Genomic DNA, 21,701 nt, shown 5'->3' with positions numbered 1-21,701 from the left:
AGGAATAGACCGGATTGGCATACATTGTCCAACCTGTGTGGCGAGATGGGGGCATGGCGAAAACAGTAGCGAATGCACCGGTGACCGTGGTGCCCGGAGGCGACTCGTACCTTAACGGCATGCGAACCAAGGAACTGTGCTCACAGGCATTGCAGGCCCGCCCTGATGCCGAACTCATCGAACTCGACGCCACCTCGGCCGACCAATACGCCTTCGATGAGGCTGTCAGTCCTTCACTGCTTTCCGACACCGCCGTAGTGAAAATCATCAATCTGCAAAACGCCGATGAAAAGTTCGCCGAAACCCTGGTCTCCTACACCAAACAGGCGGCCAAAGACCCGAACGGCTCCAGCATCGTCATTTGTCAGCATGAAGGCGGCGTCAAGGGGCGCAAGATCATCGATCAGCTGACCAAGGCTGGCGCTCGCAAGGTGGACGTGCCCGACTTGAAGAAGCCGGATGCGCAGTTGAATTTCGTGCTCGGCGAATTCGAGAAACGCGGACGCAGGGTGGAGCCGATGGCGGCCCAACAGCTTGTGTCCGTGCTTGGCGGCAAAACCGGCGAGCTTGCGGCCATGTGCGAGCAATTGTGTTTTGATTTTGAGGACAATCCCATTGGACTCGACCGTGCCAATCAGTATCTCACCGCCAACCCGCAGGTCACTGGCTTTGCCGTGGCGGACAAAGCCGTTGAAGGTCGTACCGCTGAATCCATCGTTATGATGCGTGCGGCAGTGGAACAAGGAACCGACCCCATTGCATTGATTGGTGCATTGGCTATGAAGCTCAGAACCATCGCCAAGGCATCGGCCGTACGTGCCGGCACGATTTCGCAGGCCGAGGCGAAAACCAATCCCTGGGTGCTCAAAAATGCGATGCGCCAACTCGGCGGGTGGACTTCTCCCGGTCTTGCGCACTGCATCCGCATGCTCGCCTGGGCCGATGAGCAGAGTAAGACAAACGGTGGCGACCCGATGTATGCGCTGGAGCGTTGCATCGAAGACATCAGTCATAAAGGGCGGTAGGGCAGTTGATGAGTGAACACGTGATTGAGGCTTCCACTAGCGAAGCCATGCAAGATCTTGGCAGGCGTATCGCCGGATTGGTGCACGGCGGCGACGTGTTGTTGCTTTCCGGACCTCTTGGCGCAGGCAAAACCACATTTGCGCAAGGATTCGGCGCTGGACTCGGCATTACCGAGCCTATTGTCTCGCCGACGTTTACCATCGCCCGCGAGCTTGATGGACGATTCGCGGACGGAACTCCCGCACATCTGGTGCATGTGGATGCCTATCGTTTGGGTGGTTCGGCTTATGCCCCCGGTCAGGATGCCGTCGCTCGGTTGCTTGACGAGCTTGAGTCTTTGGGTCTTGATGAGGAGCTTGAAGACCCTGGCGAGAACACGGTGGTGCTCATGGAGTGGGGCGAGCAGATGGCCACCGCACTGGCTCCGGAACGATTGGAAGTTCATATCGACCGTCCGCTCGACCAAGCTGCCGTCGTGTCGGATGACATGAATGGCGAACTGACCAGCGATGGTGTTCGTACGGTCACGTTCGTACCGGTGGGCGCGCGATGGGAGTCGTTCGACTTACGATAATCCGCCCATAGACTCCTCGATGTACACTCTCTAGAGGTTTATGACTAGGAGGATTCATGGGTTGCACGCTGGTGATTGACACCTCATTCGGTTCGACGGTCGGCATTGTAGGTCGAGAGCCCATTGTGGAGACCGATTCGCGCACCCATGTGGAGAAGCTGCAGGTCAATATCGCGCGTGCGGTCGAAGAAGCCGGCCTGACCCCCACCGATATCGAGGAGATCGTCGTGGGCATCGGCCCGGCGCCGTTCACCGGCCTGCGCGCTGGCATCGTGGCCGCCAAGGCACTGGCCTTCGCCACCGGGGCCAAGCTCGTCGGACAGAACGTGCTCGACCCGCAAGGCGAGATGATGAGCTTCGTATTGGATGGCGACGAATTGTTCGACGGCATCGATTTTCTGGCGGACGTGCCGCGCTTGGGCTCGCATCAGTCGGATGGTGACGACTCGGACGCCGAGGCCAAGGAGCACGAGCTCGACCGCCATGTTACGCTGTGCGTCAACGATGCGCGCCGCAAGCAGCTGTACTTCTCGCTCAACCACGGCAGCATCAGCCGGCCGGACGAGGAGGCCGCGGAACGACGCTGGATCGAGATGGACATCGACTATCCGGAGCATATCGTCGAACGGGTGAACGCGGCGCTCGCGGAATACGGCGAACGTGACGGCGTCAGCTACGTGGTAGACGTGGCCGGCCACGGCGCGGCTAAATACGCGTCCGTCTGGCAGGGATTGCGCGCGCTGGGCTCCGTGGCGGACGGATCTATATTGGATGCCGGGAAAGCCGGGCTTGCCGCCTTTGCGGCCACCGCACTGAGCCGCGAACTGCGCGGCGACAGGGACGTGCCGGTCGAACCGTTGTACCTGCGCCGGCCGGACGCCGAAGTGCCGAACCCGCTGAAGCACGTGCTCGGCCATGCCGGCGCCGATAAGGCGTGAGACGGGTTGATTCGATGATTGTTGACATCACTGCCGTAAGTCGTGATCTTGCGGTTCACTCCATCGCACAGTTGGAAGGCGAACTATTCGGCCGTGGCGCGTGGAACGAGAACATGGTGCGCGAGGAACTGGATGCACCCACCCGCACATATCTGCTCGACGTGTTTGGCGAGACGGAACAGACTGTTGTTCGCGGCTACGCCGGCTTCTGGTACGACGGCGAGGACGCGGAACTCATGACCATTGGTGTGGGCAAGGCGCACCAACGGCAAGGCATCGCCGCCGCGTTGCTCAAGACGCTGATTGACAAGGCGAAACGGCAGGGCGCCGCGCGCATGCTGCTCGAAGTGCGCGTGGACAACGAGCCCGCGCTGGCTTTGTACCAACGCTTCGGTTTCGAACGTATGGGATTGCGCAAACGGTACTATCAGCCCGAAGGCATTGACGCGTACACCATGAGCCTGGACCTGAAGCCGAGGATCGTGGGCTTTGCACCGGCGCAGACGGTATCAACACGAACGACATCGGGTGTGAGCGGCGCGGGCACGGAACATGCGTCGAACGATACGAACACATTGAACGAGAACACTACTACGAACGGAGAAGCACGATGAGCGAACCGGTTGTACTGGGCATTGAATCCACCTGCGACGAAACCGCAGCCGCCATCGTACGCGGCCGCGAACTGCTCTCCAATGTGGTGGCCTCCTCCATGGAGGAACACGCGCGGTACGGCGGCGTGATTCCCGAAATCGCCTCCCGCGCGCACGCCGAGGCCTTCGTTCCGTGCGTGTCCAAGGCGCTCGCCGACGCGAATATGACGTTGGCTGACGTGGACGCTATCGCCGTGTCCGCCGGCCCCGGACTGGCCGGCTGCCTAGCCGTGGGCGTCTCCGGCGCCAAGGCGCTAGCGTGGGCGGCGAACAAGCCGATCTACGGCATTAACCACGTGATCGGCCACATTGCCGTCACCCAGCTGCAGTTCGGCCCGTTCCCCAAAGACACGCTGGCTCTGATCGTTTCCGGCGGCCACACCTCGTTGCTGCACGTGGAGGACCTGCCGCGCAAGATCGACGTGGTGGGCACCACGCTGGACGACGCGGCAGGGGAGTGCTTCGACAAAGTTGCCCGTCTGCTCGGCTTCCCCTATCCGGGCGGCCCGCACATCGACCGTCACGGCCAGAACGGCGACCCGCATGCCATTAAGGTCCCGATGGGCTTGACCCAGGGCAAGGCCGGTGCTGCACACCCATACGATTTCAGCTTTTCCGGCGTCAAAACCGCTGTCGCCCGCTGGGTGGAAAGCGAACAGGCCGCCGGCCATGAGATTCCAGTGGATGACGTGTGCGCCTCCCTAGCCGATTCCGTGGCCACTGTGCTGGCTCGCAAGGCCATGCGCGGCTGCCGGCAGTATGATTCCAACACGCTGATCGTGGGCGGCGGCTTCTCCGCCAACTCGCAGCTGCGCGCCAAACTACTCGAATTCGGCGAGAATTACGGTGTCGACGTCCGCATCCCTCAGATCAAGCTCTGCACCGACAACGGTGCCATGGTCGCCATGCTCGGCGTGAACCTGGTCGAAGCCGGCGTGGCACCCAGCGCCCCCGACTTCCCAATCGACTCCGCCATGACCCTGACCAAGGTCTCGATGTGATAACGAATCATGCGCGACATGCATGACACGCATGTAAGTTGTATTTTCCTCAGGTACGTGTAGACTATGTGACTTGTGCGCGAGAGAAATCTTAAGCACAAAACAACTTATTCCTGCGTAGCTCAGTTGGCAGAGCATCCGACTGTTAATCGGACGGTCGCTGGTTCAAGCCCAGCCGCAGGAGCTCATTGGAAGCCATCGGCGTGTTGCCGGTGGCTTTTTCTGTATTTATATCCATGAGCATCTGATCGGCTTTCTTGTTTCCGAGCATCATGCGCATAATCGCATCGTTAGACAGTTCGTCCACCGTAGTGTCAAGATATTCCGCAGCCAAAAGAACCTCTTCAAATCGCCAGTTTGCGCGAGAGATCTTGAGGGACATACCGGAAGGCTTTATCCCGAGATAGCTTGCCATCTCAGTTTGATTTTTGCCTTCTCTCGCTTGTGCGGCCAGAAGCTGCTGAACGTTGAAAGAAACGACTTTTAACTTGTATGCGGCTCGCGCCTTGGGGCTGACGCCCGGCATTGTTTCAATACTGGTCATTTTTAACCTTTACAACAATATGTTTACCTGTTGCAAAATATATTACCTCTCGATTTGCGTTTAGTGCAAGTTTGTCGTACACTTTTTGCAGGTCGTAAAAAGTATTACAAAAATGGAGGCTGGAGGTGTGTACGCCGATGAATGATTGGTTCAAAGAACGCGGTATCGGCCAAGAGCAGGTCGCCGCCACTCTTAACGTTTCCGTCTCGACCGTTTCACGCATCGTCAACTACAAAAGAGACCTCAGCATGAGGCGTGCGATGATTCTGCACACTGAGTATGGGATTCCTTTTGACGTTATGTATCCATCTCAATTGAGCGAGGGTGAGGGGGTGTTTGTCCGATAAGGAAATGCCCGGTCTCGATCTGGAACATCGAAACCGGGCGTATGCAACACATCCAATGTTGAACGATTCCCTAGTCGCCAAACTTTTGAATCGTTCGCATTGCCTTTTAGATTATGGAGGCTGCACAAATGTCTAGTGTAACCGAAGTCGCTGTGCCGACTTCTGATTTTGATGGTAACGCCCCCGTGAATGGTTCGCGGTGCATGGCGTCTACATTTTCCGAATCCCTGTATTGGCGACGTTCTGCCCGGCGCTACGAGCTGGCGGGTCTTGCCGCTTCGATGCTGGCCGCGTTGTCGTGCGTGGTTTTTCTGGCGATTCTGCTTGCCGCGAGGAATCTGCTTCTGCCGGGATTCGCTTTGGTGCCGGTGGCCTGCGGCCTGGCTTGTGTGGGTTGCTGGTGCGACCGTAACTCGCGTGATGCCTGGGATTTCGCTTTCTGGTCCCTTCACGCGGAGGTGAGGCAATGACCATGACCGTTGGCGCGCGTTCCCTCGATAACGAGGAGCGCTCGAATTTCCGGGACTACATGTCCCTGTTGTCCCTGTCCGTGGATGCGTCGATGACCGTGAGGGAGATCATGGCGGTCGCCTATCTGATCGGCCGGCATGACGCGCTTCGTGACGTGCGGAACGCTTCGTCGCCGGCTCGGACGGTGAACCGTCGTCTGATCCATGGCGGTCCGTCGGATTGCGTGTTCAATCGCGGCTACGAGGCCGGTGCGGGCATGGTGTCCGACGAGATCGACGCGTTGATGCGCGACGTGGAGGCCCTCAGCGGCGATGACGCGGTGTTCTCGATGCTCAGGCATCCCTCGGTGAGCGGGGGTGATGAATGGTGGAATTGGTGATCCTGCTGTTCGTGGTGCTCGCGGTGGCCTGTTTCGGCCTGCTGCTGCCGTTCCTGCGTCTGGCAGTCGGCATCGTGCTTCTTGTGGTCCGTCTGCTGGCCTCCCTCGCGCGATCAATGGGGGCGGGCCGATGATGCACCTCGTACTCGTGATCGCCATCGTCATCATTCTCGCCGCGTCCTGTCTGCTGACGTTCGCCCTGTGCCGCGCGGCCACTCGTCGTGACGAGATGGAGGAGCGCTGGGCGTCAGCCGCGTCATGCGGCCAGGAGAAGGAGGAACGCCATGAAACGGCATGAGAAGCAGCCGTCCGCCGACGTTCGCCCGCGTTTCCCGTCTCGCGGGGCCGGTCTTGGCCTGTTGGCCTCCGCTCCCCGAGATGGCAGTCAGGATTTCTATCTGTCGATGATGCTCGACGTTCCCGTGCCGCGCGTGCCCATGCTGCGCGCACGTCTGCAAGACTCCCGCCGAGGGGGTGCCGCATGAGCGTGAACGCGGTCGATTGGGCGCTCAGGTTCGCGCCCGTGGATGCCAAGCATAATGGTGCCGCGCGCGTGCTGATGTGTCTGGCGAACGTGGCCGACGACGAGGGGCGCAACGCGCATCCGACGCACAGGAAGCTGGCCGCGTGGTGCAAGTGCAGCGTGAGCACGGTCAAACGCCACCTGTCATGGCTGGAAGCGAACGGGCTGATCCGTCGCGGCGACCAACGCCAGGCCGGGCATTTCAGCGAGTGGCACCGGCCCGTCGTGTGGGATCTGTGCCTGGGGAACCGTCTGGAGCTCGATTCCGACTTCTTCGACTCGAACGACATCGACTCGACCCGAGGAGGACGGCCTTCCACGGAAAACAGGGCGAAGGGAAACCCCGGCTCACACGTGGACCGTGGTTATGGCGACGGGGACACGGGAAAACCCCAGCTCACGGGTGAACCACGGTTCACAGCTGTGACCCCACCCCCAGCTCACCTGGTGAGCCACAGTACGTCCCTAGTACGTAATAACCCCTCTGCCCCTACGGGGCATCTCCCCGCAAGCGGAGAGACCTCCCCGGACGATGACGGAATCCGCGAGGACGGTTCATGGGCCGACGCCGCCGGAGCCGAACCCCCAAGCAGCGAATCCGCCGAGGCCGGTTCCGACGCGGAGGCGGTGTGCCGCACGATGGCGGACGGGCTGCGCGCCATGCCGCCGATGCCGGTTCCCGAACCGTTGGCCCGGCCCGGCAAACGCGAACTCGACGCCGCCCGACGGCTGATCGCCCGCCACGGCATGCCACTGGTGCTGGCCGTGGCCGAATGGGCGTCGCTGCCGCCTTCCAAGACCGACAAGGGCGACGCTTCCGGCAAGCCGTATGACGGTTTCTGGCGTCGCACGCTCACCGGCCCCCGCTCCCTCGCACGGCACTGGGACCAGGTATGCCTCCAGATGGCCGACGACCCCCACGGGCGTCGCCTGCTCGCCGAACACGGCGTCATCGCCGACAAGGGCGAAACGGCGCAGCCGCCGAGCGCGGAATCCACGCCGAAGGTGCCGAACTACGGCATCCCCGACAACCTGGACCGGCGCGTGTGGAAACTGCTCGACCCTTACGACTTCGATGCGGGCAACGACGGGTTCGAGGCACCGCGCACCCTGCGCCGGCTGTTGAAGCGCGTCCCCGCGAACGACGCAGAAGGCGAACGCAATGCCGTGCTGGAGGCATTGCGGGCGGGCCGCGCCTTCCTGGACGCGGAATCCAGGGAGAAGGACGACGGCTTCGGGCGGCGGAAGCCGTCCGAGACCGGGCCGGCGTCCGTCCGTTTCGGCTTCATCGGCGGCCGTGGGCCGAAGGAGGTGCCGGCATGTTCCTGAAAGGCGAATGCGCGGATTTCCCCGACTCGTGGTCGGACCGCATGTGGGGGCCCGACGACCTTCCCAACCAGCGAACCCAATACGAGCTGCGCCGCGCGGCGGTGCGGATCTGCGAGGCCTGCCCGGTCAGGGCCGAATGCCTCGCGTTCGGCATCATGGTCCGGGACCAGTACGGCATCTACGGCGGACTGCCGTTGAGGGCCCGACGCCAGGTGCTGAAGACCGCGCAGGAGGCCGGATTCCGGTTCGACCCCGACGACCCGAACGCCGAACAGCGGCTCGCCCGGTACATCCGCGAGAACCCCGAGATCGTGGCGGCGGCACGCGAACGCGAATGCAAACGCCGCAAGACCGATCAGCGCAACGCACGCCAGCAACGATGGCGCGCCACCACACGCTCGACCGGCAAGGCGAAGGCCCCGGCCGCCACACACACCCCGCCCTTGCAGGACACCCTCTTCTGAAGACAATCCGATACAGATAACCGGTCCGGCCCCATAAGGACGAACCATTCCGGAAACCCGTATACGCGGCAAACCGTGGAACCGTGCACCCGTGGACACGGGAAGCCGGAAACCCGAATGAAAGGAACAATCCCAATGACCACGAACACGAAAACGGTGGCCTTCGTCAACCTCAAGGGCGGGGTCGGCAAGACCACCAGCGCCATCGGCACCGCCGAAGCACTCGCCCGACTGGGCCATACCGTGACGGTGCGCGACGCCGACCCGTCCGGCGCGGCGACCCTGTGGGCGCACAAGGCCCTATCGGCCGGCCGCCCACTGCCCTTCGGGGTGGAGGTCGTCAACCGGTTCACCGTCGCCGCGCCCGCCGAGGAGGAATGGGTGCTGATCGACACGCCTCCCTTGCAGACCGATCTGGTGGAGGCGGCGGTGGACGCGGCCGACCTCGTGCTGCTCGTCACCACCACCGGCCCCATCGACCTGGAACGCATGCTGGAGACCATCCGGCAGATCAACAAGCCCTCCTCGGTGCTGCTGACCCAGACCAGGTACGGCACGCGCAGCCTCAGGCACGCCGAGGAGTTCCTGGCCGAGAACGGACTGGCCCGATGCCAAGAGACCATCCCGTACAAGGAGGCCATGCGTCTCGCATCGGACGAGGGCCGGTTCCCGTCCGCTTCGGGCTACGGGCTTATCGCCAAGGAACTCAGCGACGCATTCGCCGCCTGACACCCGCAGAACCGGAAACCCGCAATCCCGTATCCACGTAAACCCGTGGATACGGGGACACGGAAAGGAACAACATCATGGAGATCAACAAGCCGATGACCACGAGGAACATGCTGGCATCGACGCTCACGGACTACAAGAAACCGGTCAAGCTGCCCAAGATCACGGTGGAGCTCGACCCCGAGCTCAAGAAACGGTTCAAGGCCGAGGCCGTGCGACGCGGCACCACCATCCGCGACATGCTCACGGCATGGATCGAACATGACTGCCCTCCCCTCGACGCGGCGGACGCAAGGGCCGAGGCGAAGCAAGACGGAAGAAGGAGTGGATGATGACGGATGACATCGAGGAGCGGGCCGTGCTGGCCCGTCGCGGGATCATGGATCATTCGGATTGCGAGGACTGCGTGGAGGACTGGACGTTCCTGATGCGTCAGGGACGGCGGGAGTTCCCGTTGGGATTGCGCACGGTGCTCGCGTGCCTCGCGTTCGCCGAACGCGAGGGCGCGGTGCCCGAGCTGCCGGCGGATTGGTGGGTTAATATCAACAGGAGGTATCAATGACGACGATGCGCGGCGAGGGGAGCTGGCTATGGATGTGTTCAAGGCATGGCCGGGAAGGGCGGAAAGCATCGTGATCAGCCAAGAGTCATACATGGGGTGCACCGGCGGCGTGGCCCCGTGGCGTCGTGACGGCGACACGGGGCCGTCCTACTACGCGGTGTGCCCGCTGTGCGACAATCCCATCCAGATCGTCGGCCTGTTCCGCCGGCAGGAGGAAAGCCGTGCGCGCCGGCCCTACGGGCGGCACCACCGGGGCGACGTGCCGGGCCTGTGCCGCTACGACGAGGACGCCTACCTGCACTGCCCGTATGCAGATCCGAACCATCGGACGGACACCCGAGCGAGACGTCATCCGAAGGATCCGACAGGTCGGGCCCTGTATGGTCTCATGCGCGGCGAGTTCGACCGGGTGACGCTGGCGTGGGAACGGTTCTCCGGCATCCATCTGGGGCCGGGGGCCGCCCGTGACATGCTTCGCAGATGGCGGGACGACCAGGGATGGCGCTATTACGACGCGACCTACGGCAATCTGCCGCAGATGCTGTTCTTCGCGGCCGGCGGACAGAACCTGGTCAAACGCTACATCGTGCCGGGCAGCCCGTTGCACGAACGGCTGAAAGGCGTGCCGCAGGTGAGGCTCGCGCCGACGCGCTCCCGGTACGTGCAGGTGGACAAGGCCGGGCCGGGGTTCCTTACTCTGGATTTCCTGCTGTACGCCCGGCGCATCGAATGGGACGGACAGCACATGAACGAGACGTTCAGGCTACGCGGCCTGCTGGGCCGCGACGACGGGCAACAGGCCTTCGATGACCTGACCCTCGACGTCGATCAGGACTGGCTCTCCCACACAGCGGACGCCCAACCCGGCCGTGACGGGCGGCTGCTCGACATCGCGCGGGAGACGCTGCGATGAGAGACGAAATTGAGACGACAATCAAAACAAGGAGAACGACAATGAACCCCGAGAACGAGATCGACAAGACGGAAGCCCTCGAACCCGTCGAAACCGCTGCCGCAAACGTTGCGGAGGCCCGTGGCGGCGTGGACGGAAGGAAGCGGCCGAAGTGGCTGCTGCCCCTGATCGCCGTCGTCTGCGCGGTCGTGCTGGTCGTGGCGGGAGTCGTCGGCTGGAACATGTACCGTGGCGCGAAGCTCGCGGAAGCGAAGGAGGCGTGCGCCACCGCCGCCGACGGCGTGCGCAGCCAGGCCAACGAGTATAACGCGCTGCTCAACGGGGATGCGGCCGATGCCGCCGCCGTCAAGGCCGAACAGGTCAAGGACGCGAAGACCGTCGAATCATTGGGCAAGGAGCTCAAGGCCTCGGCACCCGAATACGAGGGCTGCGTGGCCGAGGACGCGAAGGGCTTGGATGCCGCCACCGTGAAGCTGGGCGAACAGGCCGACTGGTACAAGACCCACGAACAGAGCCTGTCGAAGGCGGTGAGGGCCGTCATCGAATCCAAGGCCGCGAAGACCCTGGAGACCGCGAAAACGAATCTGACGGCGAAGCTGGACGAGGCGTCGAGGCTGCTCGCGGATTCGGACGGCAAGGTCGCGGACAACGCCACCCGCGACGCATTGTCGAACGCCATCGACGCGGCGAACGGGCTGAAGGACGGGAACGATCCGGCGAAGATCGACGGGGCGCGCAAGACGGTGGAGGATGCCATCAATGGCGTGAACGCGAGCGTCCAGGCAAAGACGGACGCGGATGCGCAAGCCGCCGCAGCGGCCGCCCAGGCTCAGGCGCAGGCCCAATCCGCCTACAACGGCGGCTCCTCCTACTCCGGCGGCGCGTACAGGCGCACGGAAGGCTCCACTTCCGGCTCCAACACATACCGTGGCACCACATCGGGCGGCACCGGCTCCGGCTCCACGTCCGGCTCCGGCCCGGCCGGCGGCTCCGCCCCGAAGCCGAACCTCAACGGCTCTTACGGCTGCGGCAACAGCTGCACCGGCAAGGATGATGGCTACTACCATCACTGATTGACGATTGACTGATTATGGCTCGTATCGGGAAACCGGTACGGGCCTTTTCCATGGATTCCGCAAAGGAAACCCATTTCCCCGTGAACCCGTGTCCCCGCATTCCCGTGTATCCGTGTTGCCGGGAAATATTCCTGGAATTTTGTAGACGCCATGCTCCGTGGCTCGGCGTGTCGCCTGTGAGGCTTGTTGGTGGTTGCCGGATCATCCGGTGGCTACCTCCCGTTATTCCTGCGGTCGGAAGCCCCGCCATTCCCTGAAAAGGGGTTGGCGGGGCCATGGCCGGAAAGTTTGAAGGGAGGGGATGAACAGACAAGGTTAACGGAGGTTCATTTTTATGAACTTTAGTAGGAAGATGAAAGCCGGCGTCGCCGCGTTGGCCGCGATCGCCACGCTTGGTGCCGGCGGCGTCGTCGCATCGACCGCGTTCGCGGGCGGTGGCGGCGGCAACCAGCCCGGCACGGGCGGCAACCTGGACGCGGTGCAATTCTGGCAGTACAAGGACGACGCTTCGGGCGCTTGGGGCCCGGCCACGAGTCTTGATTCGGTGCGCGCCGCCATGAACAATGCCGGCGTCACTTTGGAGGGCAACGGCATCACCAAGGCGCAGGCCGCATTGGACCAGGCCCGCACGGAATGCGAGACCGGTTTCCAGCGGCGTCACCCCGGCGAGGGCAACGGCGACTGCCGAGTGGTCGCGGTCGGCGCGGTGCCAGCCGTCATCGGCGGCAACTACATCTACAACGGGTCCGGCGTGGCTTCGCCGACCGGGACCGGTGGCTGGTACGACAACTGGAACAAATACGTAGCTCCAGGAACATACCAGTACGGCAGCACCGTATATAGGACCTCATATCCGTTCGATGATGATCCGTCGAACAGCGTGGATGCGATCATGCGTCGTAATGTGGAGGCTTCCAGCAAGCCGTCGATCGTGGTGATCGTGCTGGACAAGTACCAGCCCGCGCCGCCCTCATATCACCTGAGCATCAGCACGCAGGCTGCGGAGATGTCGGGCCAGGCGGGCGACACCAAGGATGCTTCGGACACGATCACCCTGTCCAGCGACGGGTCGAAGACCGAGAACGTGAACGGCACCGCGACCCTGCACTGGCGTGGCATTGACGGCACCGAGAAGACGGTGGCGAAGCAGTTCACCGCATCCAACAAGGGCAGCGCCACAGTGAGCGCGTCCTTCAAGGACATGGACGCCTCGTGGGAGTCGTGGCCTGCGGGCAAGCGCTGGTGGGACGTTGACGTGGCGAAGCAGGGCAACATGGCCGAGGCGGTCTCCCACAAGGGAGAGAACGACGGCAAGGAGTCCGGCGAGAAGACCACCACCCCGCCCGAGAAATGGCTGACCAACGAGGCCGGCGACACGGTGCGGGACGGCAACGACTCCATCGCGTCCGGCTCGCTGTACACGGCGCACATCAAGGCGCATTCCAACGCCTCCGGCAAGTTCTGGATCTACGACACGATCGACACCAGGGACGTGGTGATCGGCGGCACCGAGCAGGACGACGTGAGCAAGGTGACCGTGACCGACGCGAACGGCAACATCGTGCCGGCGGACATTTCCATCGACGATTCCATCGATGGCAAGCGCGTGGTCAAGGCGCACGCCACCGCCCCGCATTCCGGCCTCTACACGCTGAACGTGCCACAGTCGGCCAAACCCACCGGCGGCGACTACGAGATCAACGACGGTTCCGTGGCGTGCTGGAACGGAGACAACGGCACCGGCAGCCTGGCCGACTGCCAGACCGGCAACAGCGACAGCGTGGGCAAGGTCACGCCGACCCCGGACAAGGTGTGGGTGCTGGACGAGTCCGGCGCTCTCGTGGCCGAGGACAAGCAATGGACCAACCAGCAGGGCGTCGATCAGAAGACGTTCCTCGTGGGCGACCAGGTGGGCGTCGTGGTCAACGGCAGCATCCCCGCGCACCTGCTCAACCCGCTGGCATCCTATTCCATCACCGATGATCTGACCGGTTCGAACCAGTGGATCGACTGGAAGTCCGGCAAGGTGTTCGTCGACGGCAAGGACGAGACCGCGAACTTCACCATCGCGATCGACCGGAAGGCCGGGACCGCGACCGCCACCGCGAAGGCTTCGTACATCGCCAAGACGATGTTCAGGAACAGCGCGAGCAAGGTCAGGTTCTACCTGACGGGCACCATCAAAAAGGGTGCCACCGAGGGCAAGAAGATCCAGCTGACCAACAAGGCGTACGAGAAGTGGAACAACGAGACCCGACCGACCAACGAGCCGCCGGTGTTCGTGTGGACGCCCAACCCCAACAAGGCGTGGGCCATGAAGGTCGGCGGCAAGTGGCAGCTGACCGTCGATCCGACCAAGACCGACAAGGTGGGCGGCGACGACAAGTACTACCGTCTCGGCGACGAGGTGGCGGCGGTCGTTTCCGGCACCCTGCCCACAGGATTGGGCCGCGTGCCCGAGATCGCGTGGACCGACGACTTCGCCAACGTCGATAGCATCCTCGACCTGAAGGACACCTCCAACATCAAGGTCTACGAGCAGGACACCACCGACGAGGCCAACGCCAGCGTCAACGACCTGAACAAGACCGGCAGGGACGTGACCGACCAGTTCGACATCACCGCCGAGGGCACCAAGGTCACGGTCAGCGCGAAGGACTCCTACGAGGCCGCGCAGAAGGACCTGAAGACCGCGAAGCAGATCAGCGTCGTGATCCCCTTCGACGTGAACTTCGACACCGTGAAGCTGCTCGAATCCTACGGCAAGGCGGAGGGCGACGAGCTCAACACGTGCGCGGACCCGAAGGGCGACGACCTCGACAACAAGGGCGGCCAGACGGTCGGCGGCAGCACGGTGGACACCAACACGCCGAAGATCTGCGTGACCGTGCCCCCGATCCACAAGCAGGTCATCGCCGAATCCTCCCAGGGCGGCGACCAGTCCAGCATCGACACCAAGACCGTGTTCCCCGGCCAGACCGTGGAATACACCGTGCGCGTGGACCCGCAGATCCCTGCGGACCAGGCATATTCGGTGACCGCCATCAAGCTGAGCGACACCTATTCCGAGTACACCACCGCGAACAAGCAGACCCTGGAGATCACCGACCTGGGAACCGGCGGCATCATCCCGAAGAGCGCCTACAAGGTGCAGTGGGACGAAGCCAACCACTCGTTCGAGGCCACGTTCGCCAAGGACTGGGTTGCCGCCAACTGGAAGGCCGGCTCCAACCCGCGCGTGCTGCTGCGCTTCGAGGCCAAGGTGAACGAGGACGCGCCCACCGACAAGACCGTCGACAACAAGGCCGCGCTGACCGTCAACAACGGCGTCACCCCGTCCAACAAGGTCGAGAACGAGCCGCCGGTCATCAAGCCCTCCAAGCAGGACACGCAGAAGGACCCGACCATCAGCATCGACGGCAAGACCGCGCTGCTGGGCGACAAGGTGTACTACCGCGTCAACATCGACGCCTCCAGGCTCACCGACACCGCCTACAAGGTATGGCGCTTGGGCATGACGGACGACTACGACCAGGAGTACCTGACCCTCGACGCGAAGCACGTGGAGATCCTTGACGAGACCGGCAGGGACCGCACCGGCGAGTTCAACATCCAGGACAAGGACGGGGTGCTCTACGCCTTCGCCAAAACCGTGGACACCCAGATCCCCGCGACCGGCGAGACCGTTCCCGGCGACCCGCAGCCCGACGATCTGAAGGCGTACAGCGAGAAGTCCGACAAGGATTACGATCCGCTGAAGGACCCGAGCATCGACCAGTCGCTGCTGGGCCACACCTACCAGGTGGTCATGCCGATGACCGTCACCAAGGTCAAGGACGGCCACACGGTGGAGAACACCGCCACGCAGGTCACGAACGACAGGCGCGACAAGACCAACACCGTCACCAACCCGCTGAAGGAGATCAACCCGACCAAGGACGTGACCGTGAAGGTCGGCGGCGACAGCATCGACGGCAAGAGCGTGTATTTGAACCACACGTTCCTCTACCGACTGGATTCCAGCATCCTGCCCCCGGGCCGCGCCTACCAGACCGTCACGGACTGGGGCGGCACGGACCAGCTGGCCACCGAGTACGACCAGTACCTGGGCAACTGGGCCGTCTACGCCTCGCGTGATTTGTACAGGGACGGCCAGGTGCTCGCGGCCAAGGGCGAGAAGATCGCGGGCAGCGGCTTCGACTCCTCGAAGTTCGGCGGCAACCTGTTCACCGTGGACGCCGACGAGAACGGCAAGGTCACGGCCGACGCGACCCAGGCCTACCTCGACCTGGTGAGCGCCGACAACGAGCACGAGGCCGGCTGGGTGCTCTACCTCCAGTGCAAGCGCATCGCCGTGGCCGACGAGGTGCCCAACACGTGGACCGAGACCATCAACGGCCAGCCGCGCGAATCCAACAAGGTCGTCACCAAGACCCCGGACATGACCCCGAGCATCCACCTGGAGAAGGTCGATACCCCGACCCTCAAGCAGGAAGGCCAGGAGCAGGCGGACCGCGACGACCCGAAGCAGGCGCTGAAGATGGACGCCGACAGCATCGGCATCACGTTCATCATCACGAACACCTCCAAGACCGACCCGGCCACCGGTGACGGCGCATGGTTCAAGGCAAGCGACCTGAACCTCGACGACTCCACCATCGTCGGCGACGCGCACGTGGACATGGATTCGCTCACCTATCCCGCCGACTGGGACACCCTGGTGCTCAAGCCGGGCGAATCGGTCAGCGTGACCGGCACGCTCAAGGGCGTCAAGGAAGGCGAGACCCACACGGATCGCGCCATCGTCACCGGAACCCCGCTCGTGGAATGCGCGCCGTCCAACGGCGACCCGTTCAACGACAAGACCGACGGCGGCGAAGACACCGATCCGGAATACTCCACCGGCGACGTGACCGAGATCGACGGCAAGCAGCTGTGCGCCGACACCCAGACCGCCAGCAACACCGACGACTGGAACGGCTACCGTGCCAAGCCGTTGGCCTCCACCGGCACGGCCGTGCTCGGCCTTGCCGGCGGCGCTCTGGCGGTGCTGCTCGCGGGCGGCTCCCTGCTCGTGTTCCGCAAGCGCCACTACGCACAGGGTTCCGGCCGCCACACGGCCGTGAACGCGGGCAAGTGACCCCGTGGCGTTCCGGCCTCGTCGTCCGATGACGGCCGGGACGCCCTCCATTGACTTCACATGCCGGAAAGGGGCATAAAGCTTTCCGAATCCCGTGCCCCGGACGGCGTGTGAACCCCCAGGCCCTTCGCCAGCCTCTCCCCCGGCGAAGGGCCTTTTCCATGCCCGGAACCCGTGAACCCGTGGAACCGTGGAGCCGCAGACCCGTGGAACCGTGCTCCCGATGGGGCCTGTAGACGGTGCGCCCCGCAGCGGCCCGCGACCCGGCGCATCATCGACTCTGACATTGTTCGCACCATCATCATTCCTCTGGAGGTTGCACATGGCTGACAGGCAAACCGCATTGGCCGTATTCGATTTTCTCGACTCGCTGCGCGCCGGACAATACCGCATCGGCGCGGACGCGGAAAAAGACCATGCCACGGCGGGACTGCTGGCATCGCTGTCCGGCGACACGGGGCTGCGCGACGCCGTGTGCGCCAAGCTGATATCGCCGGGCATGGAACGCGCCCGTTTCCTCATGGTCGCCGAGCACGATCCGCGCGCCTTGCCCCTGTTCGCCTCGGGCCAGGTCAAACCGTGGTACCAGGCCGACTACAACGTGCGCGAGATAGCCAACAGCGAGTTCCACCAGGACATACCCGCACTGCTGTGGCGGCTGTCCAACAACATCCCGGATTCCGCGCGAAGGGAGGGCGCGCTTGAGGCCGCCGCGTACATGAGCTTCATGCAGGGCGATCCCGAGGCCGCGTTCACCGGCCATCTGGGCCGGCTCGCGGCGGTCTCACCCGAGGGCGAGGTCACGCGCTGCCTCATGGACGCGCACGAGCACGGCCAGCATCCCGCATGGGTCATGGAACAGCGGCAGCTGCGCGAGCGGCAGGCCGACGCCGCCGACGGCATGACCGCCACCGCGCCGGACCGCCCGAGCCTTCGCCAGCGCCTCTTCCCGAACCGATGAACACCTCCGGCACGGACCCATGGGAGATGGGCCCCATAATCGCCGCCGGCACCGCCGTCGCCATCGACACGGCACGAGAACCGGAACCGGAACGCCGGCCACCGGCCGAACCCGAACCCGAGCCCGGGCCCGGGCTGGAGCCGGATGCGCGATGCGTGGACGACGCCGGAAGCGAAGGCCGGGCGAACCCGGCCGTCGATCCGTGGGAGATCGGTCCGCTGCCATCGGCCTCGAATCCGGTGGGGAATGATATCCCGGCCGATGCCCCGGCATCGGAACCGCAGCACGTTGGCGGTGCCGTGGAGCCGGCCGATCTCGCCGACACGATCGACCTCACGCCGGTCGGCGACCGGGATGCCGCCATGCCCGTGCGCGAATGGAGGCGCATAGCCACGACCGCGGGCGGCATCCTGCTCGCGGCCTGCGTCACGGTCGCCGGCATGTCCGCGTGGAGATCGCATGAATCCGCCACGGCCGCACGCGAGCTGGAACAGGCGACGGCGGACTGCGCCACCGCGCGCGCTGCGGCGAAGAAAGCCGAACGGAAGCTGGTCGAATATCTCGCCGGCGACCGGCTCGCACAGGCGAAAGCGGTCACGGCCGACAAGCTCGCCGACCCGGAAACCCTGGAAACCCTCGACAAGCTGGCCGAACAATATTCCGAGGGCGAGCGAATCCCCGCATGTGCCGCCACGGACACGGAAACGGCCAACGCCACCACATCCAAGCTGCAAGCCATCGAAAAGAAGCACACGGGAAATCTCTCGCGGCTGAAGAAGGCGGCGGGCGCGGTGTTCTCCTCACGGCTGGCCCATACGGTCGAACAGGGCGAACGATTGTATTCCTCCTCCGAAGGCAAGGTGCAGGACGAATATTCTCGCGCCCTGCTGCGCGCCTCCATCGACAAGCGCGACGAGAAGGCCATCGCCGACGCCATGGACAAGGTGAACGCCTCCATCGACGCGAAGACCAAGGCCGACGAGGAAAGGAAAGCGCAGGAGGAGGCCGCAGCGGCTGCGGCGGCGCAGGCGCAGAGCACGCCGGCACCGCAACAGTACTCGTACACGCCCTCCGGCTCCGCTTCGGGCCCGGGTTCCGGCCCGTCCGGTGGCGGATACCATTCCTCCGGCGGTTCCGCCGGCTCGACCGGTGGTTCCGCGTCTCCGGGCTGGTCGGTGCCCGCGAACCCGGACCCCTCGCAACTGCCCGGCACCGACCCGAGCCTATGAAAGGACCAGCACCATGCCACAACTGACCACGTTGATCCCGTCGTTCGCGGCACCCGTCACCGACCGCGTGTGGCTGGTGGGCGCGCACGGCGGTGCCGGATGCACCACGATCCGCCATTCGGACCCCGACCGGTTCGCCGACGCCGGCCGCGCGCTGCCGGTGAGCCAGGATCCCTCCATGCCGTCGCGCATCATCCTGTGCGCCATGGGAACCGGGAGAGGTCTCGAATCGTTGCGCGCGCTGCTCGCCGACCAGTCGGCCGGACTGTTCGGCGCATCGATCCTGTTGGGCGCGGCCATCACCGACCCCGTGCCCCGTATGCCCCGGCCTTTGGTGGCGGCGCGCATCCAACTGTCATCCGCCGTCCGCGTGTGGCGGCTGCCCCATATCAAAGGGCTTGAACTCGACGGGTTTCCCCGGCGTTATCCGGCCGCGTATGCGCGGCTTGTCAGGGACGTAGACGCCATGCCCCGCGCCACGGCCCATGTCGGCTGACGATGGTGCATGAACCTAACACGAAAGGAACAATCCAATGCTGCATGAAACATGCGTGATCCTCGCCGAGACCCTTTCCGACCCGACCCCGTGCCTGCCTCCGGGATTCTCGGGACCGGTATCCACCGCCCTGGGCTGGGTGAAGGCGCTGAGCCTGGTGATCGGCGTGGTCGCGCTGGTGCGCATCGGCGTGCACATCCTGCGCCAGCAGGGCGACGGCGTGCCAGACCGCGACGACACCTTCGACAAGCTCGTCAACTGGGTGATCGGCATCTTCCTCGGTGCGGGCGCTGTCGCCATCCTCGCCGCACTCGGCCTGTCCGTCACCGCAAGCTGCTGAGAAAAAGCCATGAAAGGGATTCGACGCATACGGCAGCGCCTGTGCGCGCTGCCGCTCGCCCTCGCCTGCCTCATGGGCCTCGCCGCCTGCGGCGGACCCGACTTCGGATCGTTCAGCAAGGAACTGGAGTTCGGCGACAAGCAGATCAGCGACACCCAGACCACCTACGTGATGAAGATACCCGAAGGCAGACTCGGCGACCTGATCGGCCCCAGCCAGATCCAATGGGTCATCGACCAGTACGGCGACCCGCCCGCCCATACCGGCGCGGTCGCGGTCGGCACCAAGAAGGCGGCGAAGGATCTGCTGAGGAAGTCTCCGGAACTGCAATGCAGGGCATTGGAGAACACGTATCAGGAGGAGTCGTCCGACGAGGGCAAATGGGAGTACAAGGACTCCTCGTGCCGGAAGCAGCGCAAGCTCTCCTGGCTGGAGAAGACCCTGTGGAACATGTACCAGGTCCAATCGGATTCCACGATCGAATGGCTGTCCACCAGCCGCAACACGCTGGTCGCCGCGAACGACACGGTATCAACGTTGCAGGCGAACGCCACCCCGGACTACGATTCATGGTTCGCACCGGTGAACCGGTACCTGCGCATCGCGCAGGGCGTGCTCGTCGCAGCCGCCGCGATCAGCCTGATCGTGCTGAGCGCGCGCATCGTGTGGAACATCGGCCAGGGCGGCGAGGGCCGTCTGCTCGACCGCATCGGCTGGATACTGCTCGGCGTGCTGCTCGGCTCCTCGTGCGCGAGCATCGCGCTCACGTTCTTCTCCCGCTCGTCCGGCGGCAATCCGGACCTGCCGTCATGGACGCCGGGCGGCGGCACCACGTTCTTCCTGTCGGACTACATCCGTATGCAGGTTGACCCGTTCCTTATCATCGCTGCCGTGTGCGGCGTGATCGCGGCCGGCTGGAAGCTCGTCACCCAACAGGAGGGACGTGACCTGATCCCCTTGGGCAAGGCCTTCATGTGGGCGATCCTGAGCGCCGTGTGCCTTGCCGGACTGGTCAACACGTTCCAGGCCACATTCGACACGTGGACCGCCGACGTGCTCAGGTCCGCAAGCGGCATGATGAACGACGCCTGGGAATCGAAAAGCCTGGCCGCGAGCTCGTTCTTCAATCTCGGCGCGCCCGTCGCCATCGTGCTCACCATCGTGATGTGGATCTGCGGGCTGATCAGCAAGATATTCGCCTACTTCCGCGCCGGGATGCTGCCGATCCTGGTGGGCGTGGCACCCATGTGGGCCGCCATGAGCTGGATGGAGACCGGCAAGCAGGCTTTCGCCAAGACCATCGGCTGGCTGGCCGCGTTCCTGGCCTACAAGCCCGTCGCCGCACTGGTCATGGCGACCGGCTCGGCGATCATGGCCACGGCCGGGCCCGGCGACGACAGCTAGGCCATCACGCTGATGCTCACCCTGAGCGTCATCATCCTCCTTCCCGCCATGATCCGCGTGATCGTGCCCGCCGTGCAATCCTCGGTCGGCGGTGGCGGCGGCGGAATCCTGCCCTCCATACTCGGCATGGGAGTCGCCGTGGCCGGCGGCGGCCTGCGCAAGGCCATGGGCGGCAAGGGCGGCAGGAAAGGCGGCGGCGACGGACGCGGCGAAGCGTCACCGGACGGTGCCAAACCCGGTGCCGGCCGAGGTTTGGCCGGACTGCTTTCCGGACTCGGCCGGGGCGACGGCAAACCACAGGGAACGAACGGCGGCGGCAAGCACGCCAAGCCGCTGGAAGGCAATCCCACGGGCGGCGAACCACAGAACACCGGCGACCAGCCACAGGGAGCGAACCGCAAGGGCAACGGCGGCAAACCGCAGGGAACGAACGGCAATGGCACGGGAAGCCCGGTTCCACCGGCACCCGATGGCGCGCCACCCGACCCGTCAGGCGGCAACAGGCCGCAGGGAACGAACGATGCCGGCGGGTTCGCCCGCGAGGGCGCACCGGACGGCGCGGACCGTTCCTCCACTCGCAAGGGCAAGACATTCTGACGCAT

At 64.2% G+C, this 21,701-nt stretch carries 23 protein-coding genes, 1 tRNA gene and 1 pseudogene; all 25 read left to right on the top strand.

The annotated features are described in order from the left end of the window. Nucleotides 1-53 precede the first annotated feature (53 nt). The 25 genes and pseudogenes from holA (at nt 54) to NBH12_RS06875 (ending at nt 21,696) form a co-directional block, all read left to right on the top strand. Complete coding sequence (gene holA, locus NBH12_RS06995) at nt 54-1,025, top strand: DNA polymerase III subunit delta (protein WP_003831786.1); 972 nt, start codon at nt 54-56, stop codon at nt 1,023-1,025. 8 nt (nt 1,026-1,033) lie between these two features. Beyond that, entirely contained in the window at nt 1,034-1,600 is a 567-nt protein-coding gene (gene tsaE / locus NBH12_RS06990) for a tRNA (adenosine(37)-N6)-threonylcarbamoyltransferase complex ATPase subunit type 1 TsaE (protein ID WP_025263012.1), read from the top strand. A 56-nt stretch (nt 1,601-1,656) separates the two neighbouring features. Beyond that, nucleotides 1,657-2,538, top strand: coding sequence for a tRNA (adenosine(37)-N6)-threonylcarbamoyltransferase complex dimerization subunit type 1 TsaB (gene tsaB / locus NBH12_RS06985; RefSeq protein ID WP_003829527.1), 882 nt, complete (start codon nt 1,657-1,659; stop codon nt 2,536-2,538). Between the two features lie 14 nt (nt 2,539-2,552). After that, nucleotides 2,553-3,152 carry a ribosomal protein S18-alanine N-acetyltransferase gene (rimI, locus tag NBH12_RS06980; RefSeq protein WP_015438869.1) on the top strand — a complete coding sequence of 200 codons (600 nt, stop codon included), beginning with the start codon at nt 2,553-2,555 and terminating at the stop codon, nt 3,150-3,152. After that, the gene (gene tsaD / locus NBH12_RS06975; protein ID WP_003829524.1) at nt 3,149-4,192 is read left to right on the top strand and encodes a tRNA (adenosine(37)-N6)-threonylcarbamoyltransferase complex transferase subunit TsaD; all 1,044 of its coding nucleotides are present in this window, start codon (nt 3,149-3,151) and stop codon (nt 4,190-4,192) included. Before rimI ends, tsaD begins: the two co-directional genes overlap by 4 nt. Nucleotides 4,193-4,303: 111 nt before the next feature. Then, nucleotides 4,304-4,376, top strand: a tRNA-Asn gene (locus NBH12_RS06970). A gap of 497 nt (nt 4,377-4,873) precedes the next feature. Further along, a complete protein-coding gene (locus NBH12_RS06965) occupies nt 4,874-5,083 on the top strand; it encodes a helix-turn-helix domain-containing protein (RefSeq protein ID WP_032684878.1) in 210 nt (69 codons plus the stop codon). Between the two features lie 203 nt (nt 5,084-5,286). Further along, a complete protein-coding gene (locus NBH12_RS06960; protein WP_015512204.1) occupies nt 5,287-5,553 on the top strand; it encodes a hypothetical protein in 267 nt (88 codons plus the stop codon). Then, nucleotides 5,550-5,933, top strand: coding sequence for a hypothetical protein (locus tag NBH12_RS06955; protein WP_060868089.1), 384 nt, complete (start codon nt 5,550-5,552; stop codon nt 5,931-5,933). Before NBH12_RS06960 ends, NBH12_RS06955 begins: the two co-directional genes overlap by 4 nt. Then, complete coding sequence (locus NBH12_RS06950; protein WP_165499373.1) at nt 5,918-6,067, top strand: hypothetical protein; 150 nt, start codon at nt 5,918-5,920, stop codon at nt 6,065-6,067. Before NBH12_RS06955 ends, NBH12_RS06950 begins: the two co-directional genes overlap by 16 nt. Continuing rightward, nucleotides 6,064-6,231 (top strand): hypothetical protein, encoded by a 168-nt coding sequence (locus NBH12_RS06945; RefSeq protein ID WP_165499374.1) that lies wholly within the window; start codon nt 6,064-6,066, stop codon nt 6,229-6,231. Before NBH12_RS06950 ends, NBH12_RS06945 begins: the two co-directional genes overlap by 4 nt. Continuing rightward, on the top strand, nt 6,218-6,418 hold the full coding sequence (locus tag NBH12_RS06940; RefSeq protein WP_077322488.1) for a hypothetical protein: 201 nt from the start codon (nt 6,218-6,220) through the stop codon (nt 6,416-6,418). Before NBH12_RS06945 ends, NBH12_RS06940 begins: the two co-directional genes overlap by 14 nt. Next, nucleotides 6,415-7,785, top strand: a complete 1,371-nt coding sequence (locus NBH12_RS06935; RefSeq protein WP_195346833.1) for a helix-turn-helix domain-containing protein — start codon at nt 6,415-6,417, stop codon at nt 7,783-7,785. The genes NBH12_RS06940 and NBH12_RS06935 overlap by 4 nt, the downstream gene beginning before the upstream one ends. Next, a complete protein-coding gene (locus NBH12_RS06930; RefSeq protein WP_118088510.1) occupies nt 7,776-8,249 on the top strand; it encodes a WhiB family transcriptional regulator in 474 nt (157 codons plus the stop codon). The genes NBH12_RS06935 and NBH12_RS06930 overlap by 10 nt, the downstream gene beginning before the upstream one ends. Before the next feature lie 135 nt (nt 8,250-8,384). Further along, entirely contained in the window at nt 8,385-8,978 is a 594-nt protein-coding gene (locus NBH12_RS06925; RefSeq protein WP_007058038.1) for a ParA family protein, read from the top strand. A 77-nt stretch (nt 8,979-9,055) separates the two neighbouring features. Beyond that, nucleotides 9,056-9,310 carry a ribbon-helix-helix protein gene (locus tag NBH12_RS06920; protein ID WP_007056901.1) on the top strand — a complete coding sequence of 85 codons (255 nt, stop codon included), beginning with the start codon at nt 9,056-9,058 and terminating at the stop codon, nt 9,308-9,310. Further along, nucleotides 9,310-9,540: a hypothetical protein gene (locus NBH12_RS06915; protein WP_016462865.1), complete on the top strand. Its 231-nt coding sequence runs from the start codon at nt 9,310-9,312 to the stop codon at nt 9,538-9,540. Before NBH12_RS06920 ends, NBH12_RS06915 begins: the two co-directional genes overlap by 1 nt. Before the next feature lie 28 nt (nt 9,541-9,568). After that, the gene (locus NBH12_RS06910) at nt 9,569-10,453 is read left to right on the top strand and encodes a hypothetical protein (RefSeq protein ID WP_032738551.1); all 885 of its coding nucleotides are present in this window, start codon (nt 9,569-9,571) and stop codon (nt 10,451-10,453) included. 41 nt (nt 10,454-10,494) lie between these two features. Then, a complete protein-coding gene (locus NBH12_RS06905) occupies nt 10,495-11,526 on the top strand; it encodes an FIVAR domain-containing protein (protein WP_007056898.1) in 1,032 nt (343 codons plus the stop codon). A gap of 337 nt (nt 11,527-11,863) precedes the next feature. Further along, nucleotides 11,864-16,669 (top strand): LPXTG cell wall anchor domain-containing protein, encoded by a 4,806-nt coding sequence (locus tag NBH12_RS06900; protein WP_250819315.1) that lies wholly within the window; start codon nt 11,864-11,866, stop codon nt 16,667-16,669. 322 nt (nt 16,670-16,991) lie between these two features. Beyond that, nucleotides 16,992-17,630 (top strand): hypothetical protein, encoded by a 639-nt coding sequence (locus NBH12_RS06895; RefSeq protein WP_217740439.1) that lies wholly within the window; start codon nt 16,992-16,994, stop codon nt 17,628-17,630. Further along, complete coding sequence (locus tag NBH12_RS06890; RefSeq protein ID WP_217740440.1) at nt 17,627-18,859, top strand: hypothetical protein; 1,233 nt, start codon at nt 17,627-17,629, stop codon at nt 18,857-18,859. The genes NBH12_RS06895 and NBH12_RS06890 overlap by 4 nt, the downstream gene beginning before the upstream one ends. A 13-nt stretch (nt 18,860-18,872) precedes the next feature. Continuing rightward, on the top strand, nt 18,873-19,355 hold the full coding sequence (locus NBH12_RS06885; protein ID WP_217740441.1) for a hypothetical protein: 483 nt from the start codon (nt 18,873-18,875) through the stop codon (nt 19,353-19,355). A gap of 37 nt (nt 19,356-19,392) precedes the next feature. After that, nucleotides 19,393-19,695, top strand: a complete 303-nt coding sequence (locus tag NBH12_RS06880) for a hypothetical protein (protein ID WP_007057813.1) — start codon at nt 19,393-19,395, stop codon at nt 19,693-19,695. 9 nt (nt 19,696-19,704) lie between these two features. Beyond that, nucleotides 19,705-21,696: pseudogene (locus tag NBH12_RS06875) on the top strand (hypothetical protein). The last annotated feature ends 5 nt before the right edge of the window (nt 21,697-21,701 follow it).

Source organism: Bifidobacterium sp. M3-N-101 (assembly GCF_023656805.1).
In the GTDB taxonomy this organism is placed as follows: Bacteria; Actinomycetota; Actinomycetes; order Actinomycetales; family Bifidobacteriaceae; genus Bifidobacterium; species Bifidobacterium breve.
Note: the sequence above shows the minus strand (reverse complement) of the source record. Positions and strands in the feature narration are given on the sequence as shown.